This is a genomic window from Dictyobacter formicarum (assembly GCF_016587435.1).
This window is the reverse complement of the sequence record NZ_BNJJ01000008.1, coordinates 343,751-368,943: the sequence shown is the minus strand read 5'-3', so window position 1 is coordinate 368,943 and position 25,193 is coordinate 343,751. Positions and strand designations below refer to the sequence as shown.

Genomic DNA, 25,193 nt, shown 5'->3' with positions numbered 1-25,193 from the left:
AAATAACACGAAAACATTGCTTGATCGAGGTATTTCCATGTCGCTCAATCAATCTCTGGCAACTCATTTGATCAAAAATACTAGCAGCATATAAGACAAAAATCTTACAGGCAAGCGGTAATGACAGGTTCTGCTATAAAATAGGATACAAAGTCATAATAGTGAGGTAATTTCGTCCCCATGGTGCGAAAAAAAATTACCTGTTGCCTGCTCCATTTATACATTTAGAAGGTACAGAAAGAACATTTGTGCTGTAATGTACAGATAGCAGAGTACCAGGAATGTTATAGACCGAATGCTTGCTGCGTTCTGGAATAAAGGGGCAACAATTGAGGGAGGAGACAAGCATGAATAATTCATTTGATCAGCTCGCGCAAGAAATTTTTCGTCAGAAACAGCACATGGAGGCTTTGCAGGCAGAGAACGCAGAGCTCCATCGCCAGATCAGCGACCTTCAGGATGGACGCGGTGTATTCGTCATGGTTGGCGATCAGCGTTACTCGCTACGCTCTTTAAAAGAGGGTACACACGAGAACGATCGCTTCCGCAACAACTACTAAGCGCTGACAGGCTACCCGGCAATGGCTAGCTGGTCTGAAGATAGACAAAGCTAGCTATTCTGATGCTGATTCCTTAAACGTGATTGCATCAGAATAGCTAGCTTTTTTATCGTACCTTTTATGCATATACAGCAATCCTGGAACCGGCTTTTTGACCAATTTGATAGCGATTATTCATTGAGATCATCGTCGTTATTCAACGCCTGCCAGCGGGTTTGTAGCATATGCACATCGGCGGCGGTCAGGCCAGCGCGTTGACAGCGCTGCGCAAAGAGTTGATCATAGCGTCCATCGGAACTGGCGTGGGCCAACTCAATGTCATGGAAAGATTGCAAGAGCACCTCTTCGTTTTGTGCAAAGGTCGCATAGTTGCCCGCCGCGCCACCAATATTGACCGCAAAGCGACGACAGGCGGCCAGCACGCGGATACAGCGCACTTCGTTCTCGCGCAAGGCTGTTAGTTCAGCATCATCTGTGGTCATACTTCTCTATTCTCCCCATTTACCATATGTTTATACACCACACTCCCTGCCATTGTGCAAAGGAAAAAAGCTATCGAGAGCATAGCATATCAGCCAGCATTAGTGATAGTATGGACAGTATAGTTGACGTAGCAGTTCTATATGCGCTGTGGCGTTGGCACCGGCAAGCAGACGTTTTTTTCTAGCACAACGTAAGTGTGAAACAATTCATAGCCTGACCAATTGGTATAAACTATTATCCATACACGCCTGAATAGATATATCAATAGAAATACACGAACAGGCTGCTGCATAGATAATGCATAGCCTCTATGAATAGATAACAGGAGCAGCAAACTCTATTTATTGCATGCTGCGACCAGCAAAAGGAAAAATAATGAAGGAACATACGCAACAGAAGAACTGGCTAGAAGACGCGCAGATAAATCGCCGTGGCTTTCTTTCACTATGTGCCGCCGGTAGCCTCCCCATCTTATTAGGCGCCTGCCAGTCGCAGCCTAAAGCCAACGCGACTAACACACCTCCGATGATACCCACAGTCAAGCCAACGCCCACCAAACCTCCAGTGTTGGGGGAGGCCGATTGGTCTAAGCTGGCCAAAAGCCTGCAAGGCACACTGATACGCCCAAACAATCCTCAATATGCAACCGCGCACCAGCTCTTTGATCCACAATTTGATGCCATCAAGCCAGCGGGCGTAGCCTATTGTGCCTCACCCAAAGATGTGCAGAACTGCCTGGCCTTTGTGAGCCGCTTCAACCTGCCAGTGACCGCTCGCTCCGGTGGTCACTCGTATGCCGGCTATTCAACCACGACCGGCCTGCTACTGGATGTCAGTCGCATGAATACCATCAGCGTAGATAGTAGCAGTGGAAATGCAACTATTGGAAGCGGAGCTAAGCTGATTGATGTCTATGCTACGCTAGCGCAAAAAGGACGTGTGATTCCAGCTGGCTCTTGTCCCACAGTAGGTGTGGCTGGATTAACCCTGGGTGGTGGCGTTGGAGTACTCGGGCGCAAGTTTGGTCTGACTTGCGACAACCTGGTTTCAGCGCAGGTGGTACTGGCCGACGGACGCATTGTCACCTGTGACGCCAATCAAAACTCCAGCCTCTTCTGGGCCCTGCGTGGTGGCGGAGGCGGCAACTTCGGTATCGTCACCTCATTCACCTTCCAGACCCATAAGGTTGACTCGTTGTCAATCTTCACCCTTGGCTGGAATTGGAGTGACGCCACCGCCGTAGTCAACGCCTGGCAAAACTGGGCCCCTCACGCACCCGACGAACTATGGTCCAATTGCCTGCTACTCAACACCACAGATAAAAACGGCGACCCGCTAGTGCGCGTCAACGGCGTCTACGTAGGCGGCACCGATGCGCTCAACCAGCAACTACAAAACCTGATCAATGGACTGGGCATAGCCCCCACCACACGCTACGTCTCCAACGCCGGTTTACTGGACACCATGCTCTATGAGGCAGGCTGCTCCAACAAATCCATCAGCCAATGTCGCCTCCCCAGCCAGAATCCTCAGGGACAAATTCAACGCACCACATACGCGGCCAAATCAGACTACTTCGCCAGAACAATGTCCACCCAGGCGATCAACACGCTGGTCAACGCCATCGCTCAGTATCAGAAATCACCAACGCCCGGCACGGGCGGCATAGGCATCGACGCGTATGGGGGCGCGATCAATCGCGTGGCTCCGAACGCCACGGCTTTCGTGCACCGCAACATGCTCTTCTCAATCCAATATAATGCCAACTGGGATGTCGGTTCCTCAGATACTGTCATCGCGCAGAACCGCACCTGGCTAAACAATACCTGGCAGGCCATGCGCAGCTACGCCTCCGGCGCTGCCTACCAGAATTATATCGACTCATCCCTATCTAACTGGCAGCAGGCATACTACGGCGCCAACCTGGCTCGGCTCCAACAAGTCAAAGCCACCTACGATCCAAACAATCTGTTCCGCTTCAAACAAAGTATTCCACTACCTCATTAGACATCAAAACAGGACCAACACATTTCATGTAAGCGAAGATGATAAGATAAAGCACAATAAAGATGAAAATATGTAGATGCTCCTCTTGCGGGCGTTTGCTTGCTCTCGATAGAAGACGATTTTGAGCAGCAAAAGCGCCCGCAAGGGGCGCACCTACTATTCATTGGGAGTATTTGAGCTGCTCGTCTAATATGATGAGCCACCCATTTGCTTATAAACGCTTAGCCAGTCGGTCGCGATCTTGGTCTGAGCGGTGCGCAGATCCATTTTGCCGCTGCATACCTGATCGTGCAGATAGTTTTCCACTTGATCTTTTTGGTGGAAACCGGGCGTAGGAGATGCGGCCTCGGGCCACAGATTGGCAATGTCGTTAGAACCCCCCAGTTCCAGACTAATGAGATGATCTACCTCATATTGGCCTGTGCTATGATGGGTAATACCATATTCGGCATAGACTTGATTTTTGACGCTTACGGGTACATTACGTACAGATTTAGAGTACCCGGATCTGCAAATTTGCCTGGCAGTAGCATCGGGAAAAATTGCGCCAGGAGTACACTGCTTGTCCTGTAATCCCCCTGGGCCTGGCAACCAGAGGTCTTGGTCTGATGTCCAATGTTGGGCACCTGCGCCGAATTACCGTTATCTGAGCTACTTCCATTTGAGCTATTCCCGTTTGAGTGCGATCCATTACCAGAGCTAGATACACCTCCGTTCCCAACGGAGACAGTACAACCTGCCAGCAAGAAAGCCAGCACAATCATACTTATCACATATTGAATGCTTTTTTTCATATAAATTTCACCTCATAAGGCCAGATTGACTTGCTGAGTAGCAGCAATAATAATAGCACAAGCTTATCCTGTACATATATTACGAACCAGGGCGTTTTTTAGATTTTTAAGAGGTATATTCTCTCTATCGAGCCCATTCCGTCTCCTTCATCGTTTTAGGCAGGGAATTTATTTTATAATGGAAAATTCACTCATCAGTTACAGGAATATTTGCACATCAATATGCTAGACTTGACTTGATTGATTTTCACTAATATAATTCTTATGTTATGCTAAACTTCTATTATATATCTAGCTTCAAATTATTAACGTAAGCAAGCGAGTTCAATCCTGTCGTTGTAGATGTATATTGAATGATTTTTATGCAAAAATCCATTCAATCTGTATTTTGACGGGATGAACCTCAATGTCAGAGGAGAATGGCTTTGAAAGTCAAACGTTTGCTCATTGGATGCCTTTTATGCTGTATTTTTTGCCTGAGCACTGTGGTAGCTCCAGTCTCAGCAATCGCGGCACCCGCGCATACCGCCGCTTCAAATCCGTCCGCGTCCCTCACGCAAGCGCAAAAATTAGAGCTCGACGCTATTGCTCAACGCACCTGGCAATTTTTTGATGCCGATGCCGATCCCACGACCCACCTACCAATGGATAACATAGGCTTTAATGGTGCGCCTGCCAGAGGAACCTATACCTCGCCAACAAATGTCGGCGTCTCCTTCTGGAGCATCGTAAATGCCGAGGATCTTGGCCTTATCAGCCATGTCGACGCACTTAAACGTGCCAATGCTCTGCTTACTGAGGTCGAAAAGCTCAGTAAATGGCATGGTTTTCTCTTTAGTTGGTACGACACCACCAATGGGCACCGCATTTCTGGTCCCGGTGGAACCGACCAGGAGGGCAAACCAGCGACCGGCGCATTTATCTCAACCGTGGATAATGCCTGGTATGCAACAGGATTAATTGTCACCAGAAACGTCTTTCCGACGCTGGCGCCTAGAGCCACGGCGCTGCTCAACGCGATGGATTTTGGGATCTTCTATGACAATGGGGATCAAAGCCAGAGCATTACCGCCGGACAGATGTATGGTGGTTACAATGCGGACCAGGGACCGGCCACCTTCCACTATGGGATACTCAATGCAGAGACACGTATTGCGGCCTATATCGGCATCGGAACCCACCGTATGCCTGGCGATGTCTGGTGGCGCACCTGGCGTACGTTGCCCGCTGACTTCACCTGGCAGGGACAGACGCCTCAAGGCTATAATGCCACATATCACGATCCCCAATCAGGCAAGCCATTTACGGTCTTTGAGGGCCACTACTCAACTAACGGCATCAATTTCGTCCCCAGTTGGGGTGGCAGCATGTTCGAAGGATTGATGAATAACCTGGTCATTCCTGAAACCACCTGGGGTCAACACAGCTTTGGGCTCAACGATCAACTCTATGCCCAGGCTCAACAAGCCTATGCCACGCAAACCCTGAACTATCCAGTCTGGGGACTCTCCCCGGCCAGCACACCCGATGATACCGGAAACTATGACGCCTACGGGGCGCGCAATATGGCATCTAATAAAAATTGCTGCCCCTATGATGAGACAGCGATCACGCCACATGCCTCATTCCTGGCTTTGACCGTTACCCCACAGGCGGCGTTCAACAATATTCAGCAGTTACAGCAGTGTTATCCGGGCATCTACGATCGCTACGGCTTCTATGACAGCGTCAATCCTGCCACCGGACAAATTGGACACCGCTACCTGGTACTGGACCAGGCCATGATCATGGCGGCCCTCGACGATGCCCTGCTGAACAATCGCATGCAACACCACTTTGCGGAAGATCCTATCATCGCCGCCGCCCAACCCTATCTCTCACAGGAGAAGTTCTCGCTGCCGTAAACAATAAGGCATATTGAGATCAGTTTAGCATAGAAAAAGCTTGATGCGTCTAATAAACGCATCAAGCTTTTTCTATGCTAGCCGAACTAAGAAGTGTTTGATTCCCATGATTATGGGAATCAATGCGCCCCCCTGCGGGCGTCCGCATGCACGGCCGCACATTTTTTATTCAGTGGTGCAAACCGTGCGCGATGCGCACGGTTTGCACCACTGACTGGCGTATGGTTTGAGCTCACAGAGAGCCAAAGCTCATGCATAAAGACGCTGATCACAACGGGAATCAAATACTCTCTTAGAAAAACAGTGACCAGCTATAAAATTTGAGAATATATAGTATGGATCATATAATGAGGTGTCTCTTATAATGAGGTGTCTCTTAATTATATAGTAAAAGGAAAAACAGATGGGTGGATCATTAGAACAGCACCAAGGCCGGGTGGACGATTATTTTCATAGACTGGCCTATGGCAATGATCCGTTTCAGTATGGCGAACTTTATTTACCAGAAAGCCCAGGGCCACATCCGGTAGTACAACTGACCCATGGCGGCTTCTGGCGCAAGGCTTACGATCTAACGCTAATGCATGGCCTGGCAGAGCACCTGGTAACGCAGGGCATAGCAGCCTGGAATATCGAATATCGGCGCATAGGCAATCCCGGAGGCGCCTGGCCAGGAACGTTTTTGGATGTCGCGGCCGCCACAGATTACCTGAGCATACTGGCTCCAACCTATAAGCTGGATATGCAACGCGTCGTTGCTGTGGGTCATTCTGCGGGCGGACACCTGGCCTGCTGGCTGGCATGCCGTCACCTGCTGCCTCGTGACAGTGCTATACGCACCGAAAGGACGCCATTACGATTGAGGGGAGTTGTCAGCCTGGCGGGAGTCGTCGATCTGCAGCAGGCATGGCAGCTACATCTAGGCCAGAACGCGGTGCAGGAATTACTCCAGGCCAGTCTGACAGAACAGCCCGCGCGTTATATGGAAGCTTCACCCGCAGCCCTGCTACCATCAGGCATTCCTCAAGTATTGGTACATGGCAGCGCTGATGACCGTGTGCCAATCGAAATTAGCCAGGCATATGCTCACAAAGCCAGAGCGGCGGGAGAACATATTCGGCTGCTTGAGTTGCCGGGTGCCGACCACTTTATACTTATCGATCCAGGCTCGGAAGCCTGGCAACTAACCGTCAAAGAGATCAAACACCTGCTGCGCTAAGACATCAGCTTGTCCTATATGTTAGCCTGAGTTCTCACTACTTGCCCTTTTCTCTATATTGAGGGCTCGGCTAATATAGAAGATAATCAGCGCAGAAAGAACAACAAATAAGTATACTCAAACAATCCCCAAACATTGATGCCGATTGAGAGCAGGATAAAACACTGCTCGTACCAGCGCAGCCTGGCATGAAAGCCCATGACAGCCAGTATAAAGGCCAGCGGCAAGATATCTACAAAAAAGCGATAGCCAAACTGAAACCAGCCTGTATTGTAATAGAGAAAAAGGGCAATTAAGGGTAGAATACAGCCAGCCAGCAGGCTCCAGGCCAGATAGTTGCGTGGACGCACCAGAAAGGTACGCACCATACTATAGAGCGCGGGCATAGTCCAGAAAATACCTGTACCCATTGGATCAAAGAGCACAAAGGGCCAGCCGGGCAAAAGTTGGGGCGGCTGAATCAGCATATAGTAAAAATTCGTCGCTAAAAAATGCAGGTTGAACTGGCCATACTGGTGCAGTCCATCGGCTACGCGAGGGCTCACATTCATGCTCATGTAGCCAAAATCCAGCCAGGACCCGAAGCGGGCCAGGTTATAGAGAAGCATCCCTCCAACGAAAAGAGCCAGCACAGCACAAAAAGCGCTACACTTACGCAGCAGTAACCAGGTGTGGCGACGTTCTTCCAGGTAAACCAGCAGCAAATAACACGGAAAGGCCAGCAACGCGGTACTGCGCGAGAGGGCGGCCAGCCCAAGCCAGAAAGCAGCTAGCCAGCCGCGACGCTTGCCAAGCAGCTCAAGTACATGCAATAAGAGGAAAGTAGTAGCAATAACGTGAGCCAGAAACCAGACACTCGCTTGCATAGAGACATAAAGTAGTTCGGTGCCAAATACGAAAAAAACAAGCAGCCAGGCCACACTAGAGAAAGAGAGTTCTACCAGCCGCTTCTCAACCAGGCGACGTAATACCAGAAACACGAGCATACAATTGACGATGCCAAAGGCCAATTCGACGCCCACCGACATAGCAAATTGATTGCTATAGTGAAAGATAGCAACCAATGGCAGGAAAAAGACCGCCGGCAACGGTGGGAACGCCACATACCAATGTCCATGCCAGAATGTGTAATCACTCGCATCAGCAGGGCTCGGCGCATCCACATAGAGATGGCCCTGTAACCAGCCATTCGCCAGATAAATGAAATGTTCCCCCGAATAAACCTGTGGTGCAATGTAAACGCGAGCTGCAGAGGTCGGGGTCGGGTTGTAGGGCGATGGGTAAGGAGGATTTTCATACGGAAATTTTATATGCACAAAATGCGCGCAAAAAGTCAACAACGCAAAGAAGAGGCAGACCAGAATGACCAGCACAAGAGAGTGCCATGAACGCAAAGAGGTCGGTATATCCTGCCGATCTACCTGGTCCGGTTGTGTCGCCAAGGAAACGGAGACTGGCTGATCATCAGCCACGCCCGGACGTATCATAGCTTGCGGTTTATTATCCATGCCCCCGCTCTACCTCTATAGAAGATCCCAATATTTTCAATGGAAGATTTAAAGCATATGACTGGCATAAACACATCTAACAACAATTATAATGCTAAATAGCCTCTTTTCAATCCAACAGGCACAAAAAACACCAGAATACCTATCCCCAGGAACGATGAGCAACAAAAAACAGGATACGGGCAAGCCATTGCAGCTTTGTATCCTGTTGTCATGGTAAAAGAGCGCTTTAAAAGTAGTCCAACCGGGCACCAGCCAGGCTATGATGAAAATTACGCAGATTGGCGCTGGCGTAGCTCGGCGGCCAACTCATATTTATTGGCAAACACTCTACCGCCACAATAAATGTTATATTTGGTAAAAGCAACCGGTGTCTCACGCCGTAGGCGGTCCTGGACGGCCGGTTTAAAAGCCATTTTTGAATGGTACCAGGGCTCAGGCAATGGAGCATAAGCCAGTTCAGTCACCCATGCGGGTACGGGAAGATCATATTTCTGGCACAGATACTCGACAGAGGCAGCACAAAAGACAGCCCAACGATGCTCATCTTCAGTTGGCTCCGCGGGCTCTTGAATGGGATCTTGCAATAATTCCTGTCTTTGATCTGGATAATTTCCGAAAAAATCATTCATAAAATTACCCAGGGGAAGCCATGGCTCGGCCCCCGCACAAATCTCTCGATAAGAAACTGAGATTGTCTGCAATTCAGTACATGTCTTCATTGGCCACCTTGTTTCTGTTATCACCTATAGGTATTGTAACATGCGAAGCAAAAAATTTGCACTGGGAACATGCGGTAAACAATACAATCAAGCATCCTACATTCAGGATACAAGAGTCCCTATACGTTTAAAAAAGTTCGTCCAGCGTATCCTTAAACTGATAGTGGTCCTGCCAGGCGGTATCGGGTATAAAGCGGTCCACAATATCCTGTGCCTGCCCACGCGTCGTTATCTGCAGTTGCTTGAGCAATGCTTCAATATCAGGCATATCTTTTGGACGATAGACCATCAATTTCAGAGCCAGAATATATTCTTTCGATGGTAAATACACATGTAGTTTTTTATACTCATGCCATAGTGTAGCCCCCGGATTAGGAGCCATATCACGAATAAAGTAGGCCACATCATCATTGATCCAGGTCCGCTTCATTTGATGCTTTTTAGCCACAACATTAACGGCGGACTTAAAAGCTTTCGTTTCAGGCGTAGGATTGGTCGAGCTATCACCTTCGATATCCATCAACACCACATCCACATCCTCGGTAGATTCGCGGTTCGCAGCCAGCAATAACATTGCGACCCCGCCCACAATCATCACGCGCACTGGAGAATGAAAGCCGCGCCGCTCCAATTCATCTCCCAATTCCTGCAAATATTTCTCAATTTCTTGCCGCTGCATATTTTCGCTTTCTTCGACATATTTAACCCTGGATATTACTCTTAATGTACCACATGTTGTGTCTGTTCCGCTATAAATTGTCGGTTTTCGTGGGTCGAGAAAAAATCGGGCGCAAGGCCCGAATCTATGGGGAGGGGGATTTTCAGGCGTCGAGAAAAAAATCGGGCGCAAGGCCCGAACCTATTTAGTGCCAATACCTGCGCGCAACGTTGTCAGGACGAGCCTGGAAGCATCACATGACGCCGTATAGCCCTCGGAAATACTTTCCCAGGCCATAAATAGCAACGCGGTGATCGTATCAATAATCCAGCGAGTAGGCAGGTCAGAACGAAACGTGCCTTCGCGCTGTCCACGCTGCACGAGTAATTCAAACTGCTCCAGCAGACGTAACTCCCTGACTTTAAATTCTTCGTCACTTTCATCAAAGGGCCAGGCACCCATTAAAAAGTGGAAACGATGTCCAATCGGGACCAGAGCCAACACCATATTTTCCAGCGCTTGTGAGGCCGGGACCTGTCCTATCTGGCTGGCCGTCATAACCTGTTCAATATCATCAAAAGCGCTAGCGATGAGAGCACGCAACAACTCTTCCCTGCTCGCAAAATAGCGATGCAGCGTTGTACGCCCAATGCCCGCGGCGGCAGCGATATCATGCATCGAAGCTGCATTATTGGCAATGAGCGTCTTTATCGCCACATCCTGGATAGTCTCTCGATCCATGGCCATAGATATGCATCTCCCTTGGAACCAGTGTGTCCCAATTCAAACCCACATGTTCTATCAAGAAAAAAATAACGTATATACAAAAGTATACACGTTGAGGCAGCATAAATAATCACACCAGGTGGAATTAAAGTACGTCAGCGCGTTTTTGAAAATGCTCGCGCCACTATCACGGAACTGAATGAATATGTGAAAGAGCCGACACTAATCCTGTAACGGCAGATCCCCAGATCAGCAAAAAGACGAAAACAGCGAAACCCATAAAGAGAAAAAAACAAAAATAGTACAAGGCCGATTTCGCGATAGGAATGACAATGGTATCCTTACACAAATGCCAGAAACCTGAAAATTGCTGCTTCATTCCTTTGACCTCCTGTGTGCTAAACATCACACTACAAAACATACATTTAGTCCCAGGAACAGCGGAAGATGCACTCACGCATGGCATAGCTCAAAGAGCTATTGGCGATACAGCCCACACTCACAATAAGTTGAGCAGCAGTCAATTGCCCATTTATTGTGACGATTCAACATAGCCTTTGGTATCGAATTTCTCCCATCACTAAGAACTTGAGTAAATTCTTGTTACATCTTGGGCCTGACATATCATAAAAATATATTTTTCAGCAGTAGAGCAGGTAATTATAGTCGGGTTGCATATGGCAACAATTTTATGTATCTTTACAAAGAAGATATAGGCATTCCTCTCTATTTCTTTAGAATCAGTCAATAAAGGAAACATTATGACAGATTGGGGTACTATTACCACCGCGATCGGGTTAGGTATTGCGTATGCAGCAGCACCCGGGGCGGTCAATACGGAAGCTATTCGGCGCGGTATCGCTCATGGAGCTCACACAACACTGTTAGTTGAAACAGGTTCATTAATTGGTGATTCACTCTGGGCTTTGCTAGCATTGACTGGAGTAACCTTCTTTGCTCACTACCTGGCTCTTCAGCTCGTACTCGGTATCGCAGGCGGCTGCTTCCTGTTGCGGATGGCCTGGCTAGCCCTCTATGAAGCACTGTCACGACGAAAGACCACTTCCTCGCCCTCACAGGACGCGAAGAAAGGCCACTTCACAACGGGAATAGTCTTTGGACTGGCCAATCCAGTTGGACTGGCTTTCTGGTCAGGAATGGGGAGCAGCGTCGTCGCCTCTGGTATTGTAGGGATACAATTTATTGTGTTCTTCCTGGGCTTCTTTATAGGAGCAGCACTCTGGTGCATCGGAATTAGCGCTGGCATTCGTTGGGGTCGTCGCTGGATTCGCCCGGTAATGTTTCGCTGGATCAGTGCGCTCTGCGGCCTGGCACTCGGCTATTTTGGATTCCGTATCCTCTGGACCACCGCGTATGAATGGTTTGAACAGCAGATCTGGCACTCGATTAAACCAGCCCGCTAAGAAAGGGTCCGCATGCGTGGCCGCACATATTTTCTTCAGTGGTGCACCGCGCACGGTTTGCACCACTGACTGGCGTATGGTTTGAGCTCACAGAGAGCAAAAGCTCATGTATGTGCGCCTGGTGGAGTTGGTTCCGGTTTGCGACTAATCCCATAGATGGTCATTCCAGCTGCGGATACTATAGTCAGAGCGGTCAACCATTCAGGCACTTCAATATCTAGCGCGTTATCCATTGAACACCGTCCAGGTCCGCCTATTGCCAGGGCCAGGGCAATCACAAGATTTGTTGCAGGTAACTCTGCTCCGCCCGCTGTGGCCCAGATGGGTTTGCCCCAATGTCCCTTGGCTATGGCCATACACATGGAAGAAATGATAGCAATGGAGCCCAGAGGATGTGCTAGACCAAGCATAGTGAGGATCCCGCCGCCAAACTCGCTACTGCCAGATCCAAAAGCCCACGGATTACCTGGCTTTAAACCAAGAGACTCTAACCAGGCCGCGGTTCCCTCCAGTCCATAACCCCCAAAGGATCCAAACAGCTTTTGCGCACCATGACCAACAAACAATCCACCTACAAAAAGGCGCAAAATAAGTGCCGCCAGATCGTAGCTATGTTCTTCAATGTCCTCGAAACTGCCACGAAAGTCAGATTTAACAAGGCTTTTCTTTCGCTTAGCCGGTTTTTCTAGAAATCTCATCGTGGACACTACCTCCTGAAGAAGGATTATAATAACAGCAAGCAATCTACGATAAGCACGCTATAATAACCGGTGAAGAGACATCTACTTTCGTCTGCGCCGAAATCAATTGCTCACTAAAAAGAGAGGGACTGCTATATTTAGCTGTCGATACGCACACTAGAAACAGACCATCCATCCAAGAATCCATTCCAGTGCAAAGTTACATTCGCCGTGCAGGTAACTTTATCCGCATACACTATAGGATAAGTCACTGCATCACCATTCCATATGGGAGTTTTGGTTTGCAATAAGTGAATGGGGCGATTGACAACGATATCGTCAAAAATGGTGCTCACTTTTCCGCAAGGAGGGATTGTGCTCTGAGCATTAAACTGGTACGAGTTATTGATATTAGCCCAGCCTTGTATGACCAGAGGAGGTCGATAGTAGTACATATAGTTGAGGCAGAAACCGGCCATGACCAGGACGATCATGCAGAGGATCGCATACCGCTTCAACACCGTTGGACCCGGGTAGGAAGCCGCTGGCGTAGCTTTGATTGGTACCACAACGGTATGCGCCAGGCGATCCCCAATGCGCTGAAAGGTTGGAGACATACAGCTCGAAAAGAGACCAACAATATACAGTAAAGGCAGCATATCAATAAAGCGCAACAGATTACGCAGCAAAGAAGCTAGCCACGTTAAGCGCTCGCCATGCATACCGGTAACGTGCAAGCCTAGAAACAATTTGCCTATGGTGGTGCCAAACAGTGTTTCTTGTACAAAGAAATACACAAATGCTATGAGATACAACCAGACAGGATGGATAATGGCGGCCCCGGCAAAGGTTGAGCCAAGACCATCACCATCAAACAAATACTGGTCGCCACCTGAAGCAGGATTCACAACTCCAAATATAGTACTGATCCAGATTTGAAGACATGAAAGAACGATAAAATCAATGATAGCCGCGCCTATACGCGCGAAAAATATACGTGTCCTTGTCCTGGAAAGCCCTGGTTTTGTTCCAACTACACCGTCAGTTAGCATGAGCGCACTCTTCTATGAGAAAAATATAAATAGACGCCTGCAAATCAGATTGCTTTCTCCTCATTATACAAATAACAGGCAAGCTTTCTAGATGAAGTGCGATATTCCATGGTTATTGGGAATTGCAGCGCACCTTCGCGGACGTGCTCATCCGCGCCCGAGCCTTTACCAGAGATCTGTTTTGAGTGCTAAGAATGCAAAGGCTTATGCATGAAGAGGCCATATTAAACGATACGTGCCGTAGCCACAGAGACGCTGCGCAGCTCGCCATCTCGCTCGAGCAAGAGTGTGTGGCGCTGTCCCGGGCTACCACGTAAAGCATCCACTGCCATCGACAACGGGAGGCCTGTCATCTTCAGACCATTGACCTGCAGCAGGCGATCTCCAACGCGCACTGATTGGCGCACGCAGGCATAGTTACAATCCGAGATCGCGGCTACATAATAGGAGCTATCAGCATTGAGCGCTAATGTCAAACCCACCATATCCATATCGTATGGATATGCATCATCGTTCCATTCCCAATAAGACATAGCATGCACATAATCTATCTCGATCCTGAACTGTCTGAGCACATTGCCAGCCAGGGCACCAACAATCGGAGCAGTCATATAATCTGAGCACGTACCTTCAAACGTACTGCCTGGATGAGAAACAACGGTAATATTCTTCAGTAATACCGAGCCCACGGTCAGGCGCGGAATACGCATCATCGTTGCGTGTTCTTCACCCGGCACTCCCATGTTGGCGGTTCCCACCGCACAACACGCCCGTGGCCAGGTAGGAAACTGCTGGATCCATCTGCCTATCACTGCATCAGACAGCATGGTACAGGATGCTCCCGTGTCCAGCAATAAGCCATACTGCTCACCGGCAATCGTTACCTCGACACGCGGTAAACAGCTATGAGGATGGAGCGAAATAGGTACCGGCTCACCGCGCGTGGACATGGCGCTGGCAGAAGAAAGAGAAAAGGTACCGATAGAGTAATCCAGCAACACACAATAACGCGACAGCAAGAAACCAGGCAAGATGCCATCTAGCTCTTCTCCAGGAAAAAGCGAGTATGTTCCGACCGCCATCAAAGCTGATACCTGGGCCAGCCCAAGCTCACAGGATCCGACTAGCAGACGCGGCGGGCGCACATGGCGAAAGATATGCTTCCCAAGCCAACATACAGACTCATCCTCAAAAGAGAGCTCTAAATCCCGCACCAGGGCTTCTGTAAGAATTAATGCCCCTCCACCAGTATCTACCAGAAACCGTGCTTTACGTACATAACCACGATCAGTGCGTACCTCAAGTTCAACGTAGGGCCGATCGTGTGACAGGTAAAGCGAGATACATCCATGCTGCTGTACAGTCATTATGGCTCCTTTGCACGAAAATACATCATGAAACATGATATAAACACTTTACATTGCCATAATACGTAATTTAATAGCACAACAACAAATGCGCAAGTCATGTGTATGATTTTTATCGGGTGCGCTTCCAGGTTAACGCAGATATCCTATACACGGAAAACAAGTTGCAGTGGTGTCACATAGTTGGAGAGCGTTCTACAAATAATAGAAAACCAGCCATAAAAGGGGCAAAAACAGCCTACTTCCTGTCATTATTATTATAATACAATTGTCAACCCCTGCGCATCGTTCATTTGGACGATGTTTTAGCGGATCAACTGCAGGTACAATAGCCTGGCACCTTATGTGTGTTGTTAAATGTTGTCGCATATCACCTTCACCTGGAGGAATCGATGCACATCTTCCGTAAACGCGACCTGCTGTTACTAACCACCTACCTCAAGCCGCAATGGAAAAATGTCTTGCTGTTAGCCGTTTCACTACTGATCAGTATTGGCCTGCAGCTCCTTAACCCACAAATATTGCGTTACTTTATTGATACCGCTGTCTATCATGGCGCGAACGCTTCATTGATTGGAGCGGGTCTCTTATTCATAGGTGTAGCCCTGGCCAAACAAGGTATTTCCATCGCCAACACCTACCTCAACACCAATGTGGCATGGACAGCCACCAACCAGTTGCGCACCGATCTGGTCGCCCATTGCCTCGCGCTGGACCTGGACTATCACAAAACGCGGACAGCCGGAGAGATGATCGAGCGCATTGATGGAGACGTCAATGCATTGACCAATTTCTTTTCACAATTTGTCCTCAACCTGCTCACCAGCCTGTTGCTGTTGCTCGCCATCCTGATCCTTTTCTTTACCATCAATACCTGGGAAGGGCTCGCGATGGCAGTTTTTTCTGGCGCGGCGCTGCTCATCCTCATGCAATTGCGCCGCCGCGCGGTCCCTTTATGGAAAGAGGGTCGTCAGGCCATCACAACCCTGTATGGTTTCCTCAGTGAGCGCCTGGTCGGAACCGAGGATATCCGAGCCAATGGAGCGGCCAGCTACGTGCTTCATCGCTTTTATCTCCTGCTGCGAGCGTGGTCGCCCATCTTTCGCAAATCAACCAGGGCAGGAGCCATGATGGGCATTATCAGCCTGCTCCTCTTCGTCCTGGGCAGCGTCCTCTCTCTCTCCATTGGTACGGCTCTATGGATGCAAGGGACGATTAGCATCGGAACCGTCTACCTGATCTTTTCATATACCGATCAGCTCTCACAGCCCATCCAGCAGATTCAGCAACAACTACAGGATCTACAACAGGCCGAGGCCTGTATCAGGCGTATAGAAGAGTTGCGCGAAACACAATCAGCTCTGGTTGATGGGACACAAGAAATAAACGCCAGTAGCGCACTCGACGTTACGTTTGATACTGTCACTTTTGGCTATGTGGCAGATGAGCCGGTGCTGCAGCAACTCTCTTTTCACCTCGCAGCCGGGCGCGTACTGGGCATCGTTGGCCGCACGGGCAGCGGCAAGAGTACGCTGTCACGCCTGCTCTTCCGCCTCTATGATCCTCAAGTTGGTGAGATACGTCTAAACGATCAGCCACTGCCAACTCTACAACTGCGTTCGCTGCGCCAGCACATTGGCATGGTGACACAAGAGGTGCAACTCTTTCATGCTACCGTTCGAGACAATCTGACCCTCTTCAACAGCGCCATCTCAGATGAGAAGATCAAAAAAGCACTGCTCGAAGTTGACCTCGCAAACTGGCTGGCAACCCTTCCGGATGGCCTGGATACAATGTTGGGGACAGCCGGCGAAGGATTATCAGCGGGCGAGGCCCAACTGCTCGCATTCGCGCGTGTCTTCCTGACCAATCCAGGCATTGTCGTTCTGGATGAGGCTTCATCCAGACTGGATCCAGCCACCGAGCACCAGATTGAACGGGCCGTTGATAAGCTGTTGAACGGGCGCACCGCGCTGGTGATCGCTCATCGCTTGAAAACCATTCAAAGAGTCGATGACATCTTGCTACTGGAAGAGGGTCGCATACGCGAGTGGGGACCACGAATGGAACTGGAACAAGATCCAGATTCGCACTTTTCTCGCTTACTGCATACAGCCCAGGAAATCGACAGCGCAGTAACCAGCCAGCCAGAGAGCGCTAATGAAGCGCACTAGAAAAGGAAGCATAAGCAGCATGAAAACATATCAGTTTATCGGACGGCTGATCCGCTATCGCTCCTGGTCCTACTACGGATCTTTATGCGGCAACATCAGTTTCTATGTCATAGGACGGCTGGCATTTGGATTGATCTTGCAAGCCTTTTTTAATGCGTTAAATACACTGGTCCACAGCGCTAGCCGCGCCAGCATGCTTCCCTGGCTGCTCCTGGGTGTGCTCGCACTGGCTGCGATACTCAGAGCCTCCATTCAGGCTGCCGCGCTCGCGCCGACCATTACCTGCATCTTCAATACCACAGCATTGTTACAAAGGAACCTGCTGCGCTATATCCTGCAAAAGCCAGGCGCGAGCAATTCCAGGGTCCACAGGAGAAGCCATCAACTACTTTCGGGACGACACCGATGCCATCGATGGGCTCTTCGGACAAATCGCCGACATGGTAGGCCTGCTTCTCTTTATGATACCAGCGGCCATTATCTTACTTCATATCGATGTTCTGATTACCCTCTGCGTTTTCCTGCCACTCTTTTGTGTGGTAGCCATCGCTCAAGCCATGCGGCAACGACAACAGCAACTGCGTGCCGCCAGCCGAGAAGCCACAGGATTGCTGACAGGGGCTATCGGCGAGATCTTTAGTGCGGTGCAAGCAATACAGGTGGCCGGGGCAGAGGCATCGGCAGTCGACTATTTTAGCCGGCTCAGTCGCATACGCCAGCGTCAAATACTGAAAGACACCGTTTTTTTTAGCGCCTTGCAATCAGTCTTTGGCAACACGGTCGGCATCGGCACCGGCCTCATCCTCGTGCTAGCGGCCCTCTATCGTCACCTCAATCCTGGTGATATCGCGATCTTCATTTCGTATCTGGGAACCATTACGACATTTATCGTTTCCGCTGCTTCGCTGCTCACACAATACACTCAAGCCAGGGTATCGCATCAACGACTGGTATCGCTGCTGCAAGGAGCCGATGAAGAGATACTGCTCAACAACGATCCCCTCTATCTCAAGCAACCTTTACCCGAGTTGAAGGTTCCAGTTAAGGCAGACAGGGATAGGCTGACGGTACTCGCCGTCAACAATCTAACCTACCACTATCCCGATACCGGGCGCGGCATCGCCAATATCAGCTTTCAGGTGCAGCGTGGCACACTCACGGTAATTACAGGACGCATCGCGGCTGGTAAAACGACACTGGTACAAACACTGCTTGGACTGCTCCCAAAAGAAGAGGGTGAAATTACCTGGAATGGTCAACGGGTCCTCGAGCCCGCTAACTTCTTCGTGCCACCACACAGCGCCTATACGCCCCAGGTGCCGCATCTCTTCAGCGACACACTGGAAGAAAACATCCTGCTAGGGATACCGCCCGAGCACGTAGATATCCCGCAAGCACTACGCCTGGCCGTACTTGAGCCAGATATCGCTCACCTGGAACATGGACTGCAGAGTATCATCGGCACGCGCGGCGTGAAACTCTCGGGAGGCCAGGCGCAACGCGTGGCAGCCGCCAGAATGCTGGTAAGGGATAGCGAGCTCTTCGTCTTTGACGACATCTCCAGCGCACTTGATGTCGAGACCGAACAGCTGCTCTGGCAGCGCTTGCTGGCACAACACCAGAACACCTGCCTGGTCATCTCGCATCGCAAAGCAGTGCTACAACAAGCAAACAACATTATCGTCCTTAAAAATGGTCAAGTTGAGGCCATGGGCACACTGCCAGAGCTCCTCTCCACCAGCGAAGAGTTCAGATACATCTGGCATGGTGCCTACAAGCAGTTTTCTTCCATGACTCCTGGCCTCGAAAACCCCATTTGATCGGGAACGGCAATGTTTCGTGCGTCGAGAGACAAATCGGGCGCAAGGTCCAATTTGTCTCTCACCTTGCTTTCGCTGACGGTAACTTGAATGCAGGTGAGCGGGATCGCCATATATTTTATCAATAATAATGTTGAAGTAAAAAAGCTACAAATAAAAACAAAGACTATATGTGCTATACAAAACAATGTTATACTCTTATCAAGCAATTCCAAACAATGCTATATTTATTTACTCCTATCCTATAGCTACCAGTTACGCCATGGATAGCGGAAAAAGGAGGATCCTGATGACCAATTCAGCAACCATACGATCATTTCCCCAACATCGCCCAGTTACGCTCGCTCGACGTGGAGTGGTTGCCGCACCACATTATTTGGCCGCCGAAGCGGGTCTGGATATGTTGAAGTCAGGAGGCAATGCAATAGATGCAGCCATTGCGGCCAACGCCATGCTGCAGGTTGTCTATCCCTTTGTGTGTGGTCTGGGCGGCGATACATTTATGATGATATATGAAGCCGCCAGCGGCAATGTGTATGGCCTAAACGGGAGCGGCCGTTCAGCTAAAGCAGCCAGCATCGAACGCTATCAGGAATTGGGCTATCAAACGATGCCAACCTTCGGCGTCCACACGATTACCGTGCCAGGCTGTGTAAGTGGCTGGGATGCCGCCTCGCAGCGCTTCGGTCGGCTCGGCTTAGCCGCGTCCCTACAGCCTGCAATTGCCTATGCGGAGGAGGGCTTTGCCATTGGACCAGGACTACACAATGCCTTGACCACCATGAGTACACGGGCCGAAGTCCATGCCTCATGGCATCGGCATTTCCTACCCGACGGTAACGTTCCGCCAATTGGAAGCATCATACGCTTTCCGACGCTCGCGCAGACGCTCAAAACCATCGCGCAAGAAGGGCCAGCCAGTTTTTATAACGGAGCGATTGCCGCTGAAATTGCTGACTTCTTTGCGCGCGAAGGGGGCCTGATTACACGTGAAGATCTAGCCGCCCATCAAGCAGAATGGGTGACACCACTCAGTGTGCCATTTGCGGGCCTACATATATATGAAATGCCACCCAATACCCAGGGTGTAACCGCCCTCCAGATGCTCGGCATGCTGGATCAACTCCCTCTGGGCAGTGATCCGCTAGCTCCCCAAACCGTTCATCCAGCTGTCGAGGCAAAGAAAATCGCCTTTACCGACAGGGCCGCTTACCTGACCGATCCCACGCACATGCGCGTTGATCCGGCACAACTGGTTAGCCCGGCCTATCTCGATCAGCGCCGCTCACTGATCGATCTGCAGCACGCACAAAACTTTGCATCGCCCGGCAGCTTTACAGGAGACACTATCTACCTCTGCGCGGCTGACCGAGATGGTAACATAGTCTCGCTGATCCAGAGCAATTATATGGGCTTTGGCAGCAGCCTGGTAGTCGATGGATTGGGCATTGTCCTGCAAAATCGTGGCGCATACTTCTCGCTTGATCCACAAGCCGCCAATGCACTGGCGCCCCACAAACGCACCTTACATACCTTGATTCCTTCATTGGCCCTCAAAGATGGCAAACCAGCGATGGTTTTTGGCACCATGGGAGGCGATGGACAGGCGCAGACTCACCTGCAGGTTTACACAGCCAGCGCACGCTTCGGCTTAAATATCCAACAAGCCATCGAGATGCCACGCTGGATACATGGCGCACAATATGGAGGAATCGAAGAGACGCTGCTGGTAGAAAATCGTTTCCCGACCACTACACTGGAAATACTACGCCAGATGGGGCACACCATACAGGTAGGTGATGCATGGCTTCCCACCATGGGTTATGCCCAGGGCATCGTATTTGATCCCGAAACCGGAGTTATGCAAGGCGGCTCAGATCCGCGCGCTGAAGGCATTGCAGCCGGATGGTAAATCAACAATTGTGGGTAAAGTACTTTTTATTTCCTCTTTTTGCACTGGAGGAGCAAAAACGGTATACTGCACTTTAACAAACGACACCTAAATAAGGAGATAGCATTATGGCTGCCAGCTCTTCACGGCCCCTGAAAGTCTTTATTTCTTATGTCCATAGAGATAAAGTGCTGCTTAAAGAACTGGAGAAACACCTCAGCAGTTTGAAGCGGCAGGGACTGATCACGAGCTGGCAGGATCATGCCATACGTGCCGGGGATGAATGGGAAAAAGCCGTCGCGCTGCATTTAGAAACGGCCGACATTATTTTTTTGCTGATCAGCGCTGATTTTCTGGCTTCGGAGTATTGTTCAAGCGTCGAGATGGCGCGGGCAATTGAACGCCACCAGAACCATGAGGCGCGCGTCATCCCCGTTATTCTGCGTCCCTGTGATTGGCAGGGCAGCGCATTCGAGAACCTGAAATGCCTGCCGAGCAACGGCCTGCCTATTACCAGTTGGAAACAGCACGACGAAGCATTTCTGGATGTCGTCTCCGAGCTACGCACAATCATTGATGAATTATATAAACAGCGTCCGCAATCGCCAGGCAGACAGCTTCTTTTACATAACCTGCCCTATGAACGCAATCTCTTTTTCACCGGTCGCGATGAGGTATTGGATCGCCTCCATGCCTCATTCCAGACCATGACAACGCAGGCTATTAGCGGACTGGGCGGCATCGGCAAAACACAGATCGCCATTGAGTATGCCTACCGCTACCAAAGCGAATATACTACTATTTTATGGGCTCAGGCAGATTCACGTGAGGCCTTGCTGTCGAGTGTCGATGAGATTGCCCAATATCTGAAACTGCCTGAGCGCCAGGAACAAAATCAACCACTACTATTGCAAGCGGTCAAACGCTGGCTACAAACACACGAAGGCTGGCTCCTTGTGCTGGATAACGCTGATGATCTTTCAATAGTACGTGATATACTCCCGGCCACGCCCCAGGGGCACATTCTCCTGACCACGCGCACACAAATTACAGGCAAGGCAGCCCATCGCGTAGAAATCGAACAAATGGCGGGCAAGGAGGGAACTTTATTTTTACTACGACGCGCCACCCTGCTTGATTTAGATAAAACACTGGAAGACGCGGCACCTGCGCAACGCAAACTGGCGCTTAAAATTGTCCAGAGAACCGGTGGCTTGCCACTGGCGCTCGATCAGGCCGGCGCATATATCGAAGAAACCAGCTGCACATTGCAAGATTACCTCACTCTTTATCAAACGCGGCTCAGCGAATTACTCAAACGCCGTGGCAAAAATGTGCTCGATCATCCAGATCCCGTAACGACGACCTGGTCACTTTCGATCGATAAAGTCCAACGCACAAATCCAAAGGCATTGGAAATCCTCCGCTTATGTGCGTTTTTAGATCCTGATGCTATTCCACTGGCTATCTTCAGCAAAGGGGCCAGGCAACTGGGACCAGATTTAGAGCAGCTTGGACAGGATCCTATCGCGCTCAATGACGCGCTGGCCGAGTTGCGCAATTATTCCCTCATTCAGCGTAATCCCAATCAGACCCTGACCATCCACCGCCTGGTACAAGCCGTGCTCCTGATGGAGATGGAAGCAGAAATACAACGCGTATGGGCCGAACGCACTATTCGAGCATTCAATCGTATTATCCCTCGCATCAATTATGGTAACTGGCCACGCTGCTTTGAGTTATTGCCGCATGCGAAAAACTGTATACGCTTGATTGATCGCTGGCAAATGGAGTTTTCGGGAGCAGCAACCCTACTCAATTGGACAGGCCGATTTCTAGCCGAGCAGGCCACCTATGCTGAAGCTGAAACCTATCTACAAAAAGCCCTGACACTTAGAAAACATATACTGGGCCCTCGTCATCGCAGCACGGTTAGCAGCATCAACAACCTGGCCAGACTTTACCATAAACAGGCCAAATATGCACAGGCCGAGCCACTCTATCAGAGTGCGCTGGAAATCAGCGAGATGACAATACAGCACAATATGCACAACATTACCGCCAGCCTGCTCAATCTGGCTCGCCTGTATAGTGATCAAGGAAAATATAAGCAGGCCGAGCCGCTGTACCAGCGAGCGCTAAGCATCAATCAACAAACATTTGGTCCTGATCATACAGGAAACGCCAACACTCTCAATCATTTGTCCAGGCTCTATCGCTACCAGGGTGAGTACACATTAGCAACCTCGTGTGCACAAAGAGCGTTAACTATCCGCGAACAGATGCTGGGTCCCGATGATCCCGATACCGCCCAGAGCTTGAATTATCTGGCCCGCATCTATCATAACCAGAAAAGCTACGCGCAGGCTGAAGAGCTCTATTTACGAGCCCTGGCCATCCTTGAAAAAAAACTGGAGCCAAATAATCCCTTGATTGCCATTAATCTGAATTACCTGGCGGAACTCTATAGCGACCAGGCTCAGTACGAGCGAGCCGAGCAGCTAGCCATACGGGCACTGGCAATTCGAGAAGCTACCAGCCACGATCATCCTGATACCATGCTCTGCCTCAACAATCTCGCCAGGCTCTATCATCAGCAAGGCAAAGATGAGTTAGCCGAACCCTTGTTTCAGCGCGCCCTCTCCACCTGTGAACAGGTACTTGGACCCAACCATCCCATCACAGCCAGAAGACTGACGAGCGTGGCTCAGTTGTATCGCGACCAGAAGAAGTTTCAGCAAGCTGAACAGCTATATCGCAGGGCACTGACCATCGACGAACAGGTCCTGGGACCCAACCATCCAAATGTCGCCATGAACCTGAGCTACTTGGCTCTGCTTTATCATGACATGGGCCGCTACCAGGAAGCAGAACAATATTTTCAGCGTGCCTTTGAGATCTGCGCGCACCTGAGCGCCACCCATCCTTTTACCGTCCTCATCACAGAAAGTTATCAAAATCTCAAGGCATCACTTTCCGGGCAGCCAAAATAAGCCTGGGGACTGGCAGACTGGCAGTACTGTATAAGGCGATAAGAAAAGCATCCATGCATGGTATCACACGTCGATCTCGCATAGATTCTGTTAACCCAATAGTTTCATTGAAACCAGCATAGCTTGACGGCAGCGCTAAACGCGCATAAAATTGCAAAGGGAACCTGGATTATCCGCATAACAATGCATAAACAGGAATAGTCTTGCGGGCTTCTGCGGTATGGAGAGGAAGAAATGCTAAAAGAAGAGCGCCAACGTTATATAACAGACCGATTACAGCGCGAAGGGAAGATTCTGGGCACGGATCTAGTCATACAGTTAAAGGTATCAGAAGACACGATTCGCCGCGATCTAAATGAGTTGGCGGAGGCTGGCATCCTGCAGCGCGTGCATGGTGGCGCGCTACCGCGTGCGCGCTCTTCTTCATATGAAGAACGCCTGCAAGATATAAATAGCGCAAAAATTACAATTGCCCGGGCAGCCGCCAACCTGATTCACGATGGGCAGGTAATCATCATGGATAGCGGCACCACCGTCCACGAAATCGCTAACCAGATCCCCTTAAACCGGCAAGCCACCGTGATCACCAACAGCATCCCGGTCGCCGCCACCCTGGCCCGGCATCCAAATATCGAGGTCCAGGTGCTGGGCGGCAAGCTGAAAAAAGACGCCCAGGCCATGATCGGCGTCCCGGTTATTGAAGCCCTCAAACAGATTCGTGCCGACCTGTGCTTTCTCGGCATCTGCAGTCTGCACCCCGAAATCGGCATTAGCATGCCAGATATGGAAGAGATCTATACCAAACGCACCATGATTGAGCAGGCAGCTGAAGTCGTAGCCGTCAGCGAAGCCAGCAAGCTGGGCACGGCCGCCCCCTACATCGTCGGTCCCATCACATCCCTGACCTACCTCGTCACTGATACCTCCACCAACGAAGAAAGCCTTGCCTCATACAAGCAACTGGGCATCCAAATCATCAGAGCCGACTCCTGAGCAAATGAAGCATAAACACAATTAAACGGTAGGTGCTTCCCCTGGGCATCTCTTTGTCGAGGAAACGTTTTCGTACGTCGAGAAATAAATCGGGCGCAAGGCCCGAACCTATTCCGGAAACGTTTTCGTACGTCGAGAAATAAATCGGGCGCAAGGCCCGAACCTATTCCGGAAACGTTTTCGTGCGTTGAGAGATAAATCGGGCGCAAGGCCCGAAC

The 25,193-nt window shown here is 50.1% G+C and carries 20 protein-coding genes; 10 read left to right on the top strand and 10 right to left on the bottom strand.

Annotated elements, in window-relative coordinates:
* The first annotated feature begins 347 nt into the window (after nucleotides 1-347).
* A complete protein-coding gene (locus JMI88_RS16420) occupies nucleotides 348-560 on the top strand; it encodes a hypothetical protein (protein WP_201363011.1) in 213 nt (70 codons plus the stop codon).
* 170 nt (nucleotides 561-730) lie between these two features.
* Here JMI88_RS16420 and JMI88_RS16415 read toward each other — a convergent pair whose 3' ends face one another.
* Nucleotides 731-1,042 (bottom strand): hypothetical protein, encoded by a 312-nt coding sequence (locus tag JMI88_RS16415; protein WP_201363010.1) that lies wholly within the window; start codon nucleotides 1,040-1,042, stop codon nucleotides 731-733.
* A 376-nt stretch (nucleotides 1,043-1,418) separates the two neighbouring features.
* Between JMI88_RS16415 and JMI88_RS16410 the strand changes: the two genes are divergently transcribed.
* Nucleotides 1,419-3,050, top strand: a complete 1,632-nt coding sequence (locus JMI88_RS16410; RefSeq protein ID WP_201363009.1) for an FAD-binding oxidoreductase — start codon at nucleotides 1,419-1,421, stop codon at nucleotides 3,048-3,050.
* A 186-nt stretch (nucleotides 3,051-3,236) separates the two neighbouring features.
* On the opposite strand, the gene JMI88_RS16405 is transcribed toward JMI88_RS16410, so the two are convergent.
* Nucleotides 3,237-3,641, bottom strand: a complete 405-nt coding sequence (locus JMI88_RS16405) for an HNH endonuclease signature motif containing protein (RefSeq protein WP_236022933.1) — start codon at nucleotides 3,639-3,641, stop codon at nucleotides 3,237-3,239.
* Between the two features lie 628 nt (nucleotides 3,642-4,269).
* Here JMI88_RS16405 and JMI88_RS16400 point away from each other — a divergent pair.
* Nucleotides 4,270-5,748, top strand: a complete 1,479-nt coding sequence (locus JMI88_RS16400; protein WP_236022932.1) for a glucoamylase family protein — start codon at nucleotides 4,270-4,272, stop codon at nucleotides 5,746-5,748.
* 403 nt (nucleotides 5,749-6,151) lie between these two features.
* A complete protein-coding gene (locus JMI88_RS16395; RefSeq protein ID WP_201363007.1) occupies nucleotides 6,152-6,967 on the top strand; it encodes an alpha/beta hydrolase family protein in 816 nt (271 codons plus the stop codon).
* 86 nt (nucleotides 6,968-7,053) lie between these two features.
* On the opposite strand, the gene JMI88_RS16390 is transcribed toward JMI88_RS16395, so the two are convergent.
* The 5 genes from JMI88_RS16390 to JMI88_RS16370 all read right to left on the bottom strand — a co-directional run bounded on the left by JMI88_RS16390 (nucleotide 7,054) and on the right by JMI88_RS16370 (nucleotide 10,960).
* Nucleotides 7,054-8,475 (bottom strand): hypothetical protein, encoded by a 1,422-nt coding sequence (locus JMI88_RS16390; protein WP_201363006.1) that lies wholly within the window; start codon nucleotides 8,473-8,475, stop codon nucleotides 7,054-7,056.
* A gap of 272 nt (nucleotides 8,476-8,747) precedes the next feature.
* Nucleotides 8,748-9,197 carry a hypothetical protein gene (locus tag JMI88_RS16385; protein WP_201363005.1) on the bottom strand — a complete coding sequence of 150 codons (450 nt, stop codon included), beginning with the start codon at nucleotides 9,195-9,197 and terminating at the stop codon, nucleotides 8,748-8,750.
* A 127-nt stretch (nucleotides 9,198-9,324) separates the two neighbouring features.
* The gene (locus JMI88_RS16380; RefSeq protein WP_201363004.1) at nucleotides 9,325-9,876 is read right to left on the bottom strand and encodes a hypothetical protein; all 552 of its coding nucleotides are present in this window, start codon (nucleotides 9,874-9,876) and stop codon (nucleotides 9,325-9,327) included.
* Nucleotides 9,877-10,056: 180 nt separating this feature from the next.
* Complete coding sequence (locus tag JMI88_RS16375) at nucleotides 10,057-10,602, bottom strand: TetR/AcrR family transcriptional regulator (protein ID WP_201363003.1); 546 nt, start codon at nucleotides 10,600-10,602, stop codon at nucleotides 10,057-10,059.
* A 166-nt stretch (nucleotides 10,603-10,768) separates the two neighbouring features.
* Nucleotides 10,769-10,960, bottom strand: coding sequence for a hypothetical protein (locus JMI88_RS16370; RefSeq protein WP_201363002.1), 192 nt, complete (start codon nucleotides 10,958-10,960; stop codon nucleotides 10,769-10,771).
* Nucleotides 10,961-11,342: 382 nt separating this feature from the next.
* Here JMI88_RS16370 and JMI88_RS16365 point away from each other — a divergent pair, with 382 nt between their 5' ends.
* Entirely contained in the window at nucleotides 11,343-12,005 is a 663-nt protein-coding gene (locus JMI88_RS16365) for a LysE family translocator (protein WP_201363001.1), read from the top strand.
* Between the two features lie 104 nt (nucleotides 12,006-12,109).
* Here JMI88_RS16365 and JMI88_RS16360 read toward each other — a convergent pair whose 3' ends face one another.
* From JMI88_RS16360 to JMI88_RS16350, 3 genes are all read right to left on the bottom strand, one after another.
* The gene (locus JMI88_RS16360; RefSeq protein WP_201363000.1) at nucleotides 12,110-12,703 is read right to left on the bottom strand and encodes a DoxX family protein; all 594 of its coding nucleotides are present in this window, start codon (nucleotides 12,701-12,703) and stop codon (nucleotides 12,110-12,112) included.
* 140 nt (nucleotides 12,704-12,843) lie between these two features.
* The gene (locus tag JMI88_RS16355) at nucleotides 12,844-13,737 is read right to left on the bottom strand and encodes an RDD family protein (RefSeq protein ID WP_201362999.1); all 894 of its coding nucleotides are present in this window, start codon (nucleotides 13,735-13,737) and stop codon (nucleotides 12,844-12,846) included.
* Between the two features lie 224 nt (nucleotides 13,738-13,961).
* Nucleotides 13,962-15,104: an aspartyl protease family protein gene (locus tag JMI88_RS16350; RefSeq protein ID WP_201362998.1), complete on the bottom strand. Its 1,143-nt coding sequence runs from the start codon at nucleotides 15,102-15,104 to the stop codon at nucleotides 13,962-13,964.
* 392 nt (nucleotides 15,105-15,496) lie between these two features.
* Here JMI88_RS16350 and JMI88_RS16345 point away from each other — a divergent pair, with 392 nt between their 5' ends.
* From JMI88_RS16345 to JMI88_RS16320, 5 genes are all read left to right on the top strand, one after another.
* The gene (locus tag JMI88_RS16345) at nucleotides 15,497-17,278 is read left to right on the top strand and encodes an ABC transporter ATP-binding protein (protein WP_201362997.1); all 1,782 of its coding nucleotides are present in this window, start codon (nucleotides 15,497-15,499) and stop codon (nucleotides 17,276-17,278) included.
* 215 nt (nucleotides 17,279-17,493) lie between these two features.
* Nucleotides 17,494-19,098, top strand: coding sequence for an ATP-binding cassette domain-containing protein (locus JMI88_RS16335; protein ID WP_236022931.1), 1,605 nt, complete (start codon nucleotides 17,494-17,496; stop codon nucleotides 19,096-19,098).
* Between the two features lie 289 nt (nucleotides 19,099-19,387).
* The gene (gene ggt, locus JMI88_RS16330) at nucleotides 19,388-21,010 is read left to right on the top strand and encodes a gamma-glutamyltransferase (protein WP_201362994.1); all 1,623 of its coding nucleotides are present in this window, start codon (nucleotides 19,388-19,390) and stop codon (nucleotides 21,008-21,010) included.
* A 107-nt stretch (nucleotides 21,011-21,117) separates the two neighbouring features.
* Nucleotides 21,118-23,982, top strand: a complete 2,865-nt coding sequence (gene fxsT / locus JMI88_RS16325) for an FxSxx-COOH system tetratricopeptide repeat protein (protein WP_201362993.1) — start codon at nucleotides 21,118-21,120, stop codon at nucleotides 23,980-23,982.
* 234 nt (nucleotides 23,983-24,216) lie between these two features.
* Nucleotides 24,217-24,975, top strand: coding sequence for a DeoR/GlpR family DNA-binding transcription regulator (locus JMI88_RS16320; protein WP_201362992.1), 759 nt, complete (start codon nucleotides 24,217-24,219; stop codon nucleotides 24,973-24,975).
* The last annotated feature ends 218 nt before the right edge of the window (nucleotides 24,976-25,193 follow it).

What these genes read in the sequence shown, in the direction of transcription:
- JMI88_RS16380 (WP_201363004.1), bottom strand. Translation starts at nt 9,876, where the DNA reads ATGCAGCGGCAAGAAATTGAGAAATATTTGCAGGAATTGGGAGATGAA.
- ggt (WP_201362994.1), top strand. Translation starts at nt 19,388, where the DNA reads ATGACCAATTCAGCAACCATACGATCATTTCCCCAACATCGCCCAGTT.
- JMI88_RS16375 (WP_201363003.1), bottom strand. Translation starts at nt 10,602, where the DNA reads ATGGCCATGGATCGAGAGACTATCCAGGATGTGGCGATAAAGACGCTC.
- JMI88_RS16345 (WP_201362997.1), top strand. Translation starts at nt 15,497, where the DNA reads ATGCACATCTTCCGTAAACGCGACCTGCTGTTACTAACCACCTACCTC.
- JMI88_RS16415 (WP_201363010.1), bottom strand. Translation starts at nt 1,042, where the DNA reads ATGACCACAGATGATGCTGAACTAACAGCCTTGCGCGAGAACGAAGTG.
- JMI88_RS16390 (WP_201363006.1), bottom strand. Translation starts at nt 8,475, where the DNA reads ATGGATAATAAACCGCAAGCTATGATACGTCCGGGCGTGGCTGATGAT.
- JMI88_RS16365 (WP_201363001.1), top strand. Translation starts at nt 11,343, where the DNA reads ATGACAGATTGGGGTACTATTACCACCGCGATCGGGTTAGGTATTGCG.
- JMI88_RS16420 (WP_201363011.1), top strand. Translation starts at nt 348, where the DNA reads ATGAATAATTCATTTGATCAGCTCGCGCAAGAAATTTTTCGTCAGAAA.
- JMI88_RS16320 (WP_201362992.1), top strand. Translation starts at nt 24,217, where the DNA reads ATGCTAAAAGAAGAGCGCCAACGTTATATAACAGACCGATTACAGCGC.
- JMI88_RS16360 (WP_201363000.1), bottom strand. Translation starts at nt 12,703, where the DNA reads ATGAGATTTCTAGAAAAACCGGCTAAGCGAAAGAAAAGCCTTGTTAAA.
- JMI88_RS16355 (WP_201362999.1), bottom strand. Translation starts at nt 13,737, where the DNA reads ATGCTAACTGACGGTGTAGTTGGAACAAAACCAGGGCTTTCCAGGACA.
- JMI88_RS16395 (WP_201363007.1), top strand. Translation starts at nt 6,152, where the DNA reads ATGGGTGGATCATTAGAACAGCACCAAGGCCGGGTGGACGATTATTTT.
- JMI88_RS16370 (WP_201363002.1), bottom strand. Translation starts at nt 10,960, where the DNA reads ATGAAGCAGCAATTTTCAGGTTTCTGGCATTTGTGTAAGGATACCATT.
- JMI88_RS16385 (WP_201363005.1), bottom strand. Translation starts at nt 9,197, where the DNA reads ATGAAGACATGTACTGAATTGCAGACAATCTCAGTTTCTTATCGAGAG.
- JMI88_RS16410 (WP_201363009.1), top strand. Translation starts at nt 1,419, where the DNA reads ATGAAGGAACATACGCAACAGAAGAACTGGCTAGAAGACGCGCAGATA.
- JMI88_RS16350 (WP_201362998.1), bottom strand. Translation starts at nt 15,104, where the DNA reads ATGACTGTACAGCAGCATGGATGTATCTCGCTTTACCTGTCACACGAT.
- fxsT (WP_201362993.1), top strand. Translation starts at nt 21,118, where the DNA reads ATGGCTGCCAGCTCTTCACGGCCCCTGAAAGTCTTTATTTCTTATGTC.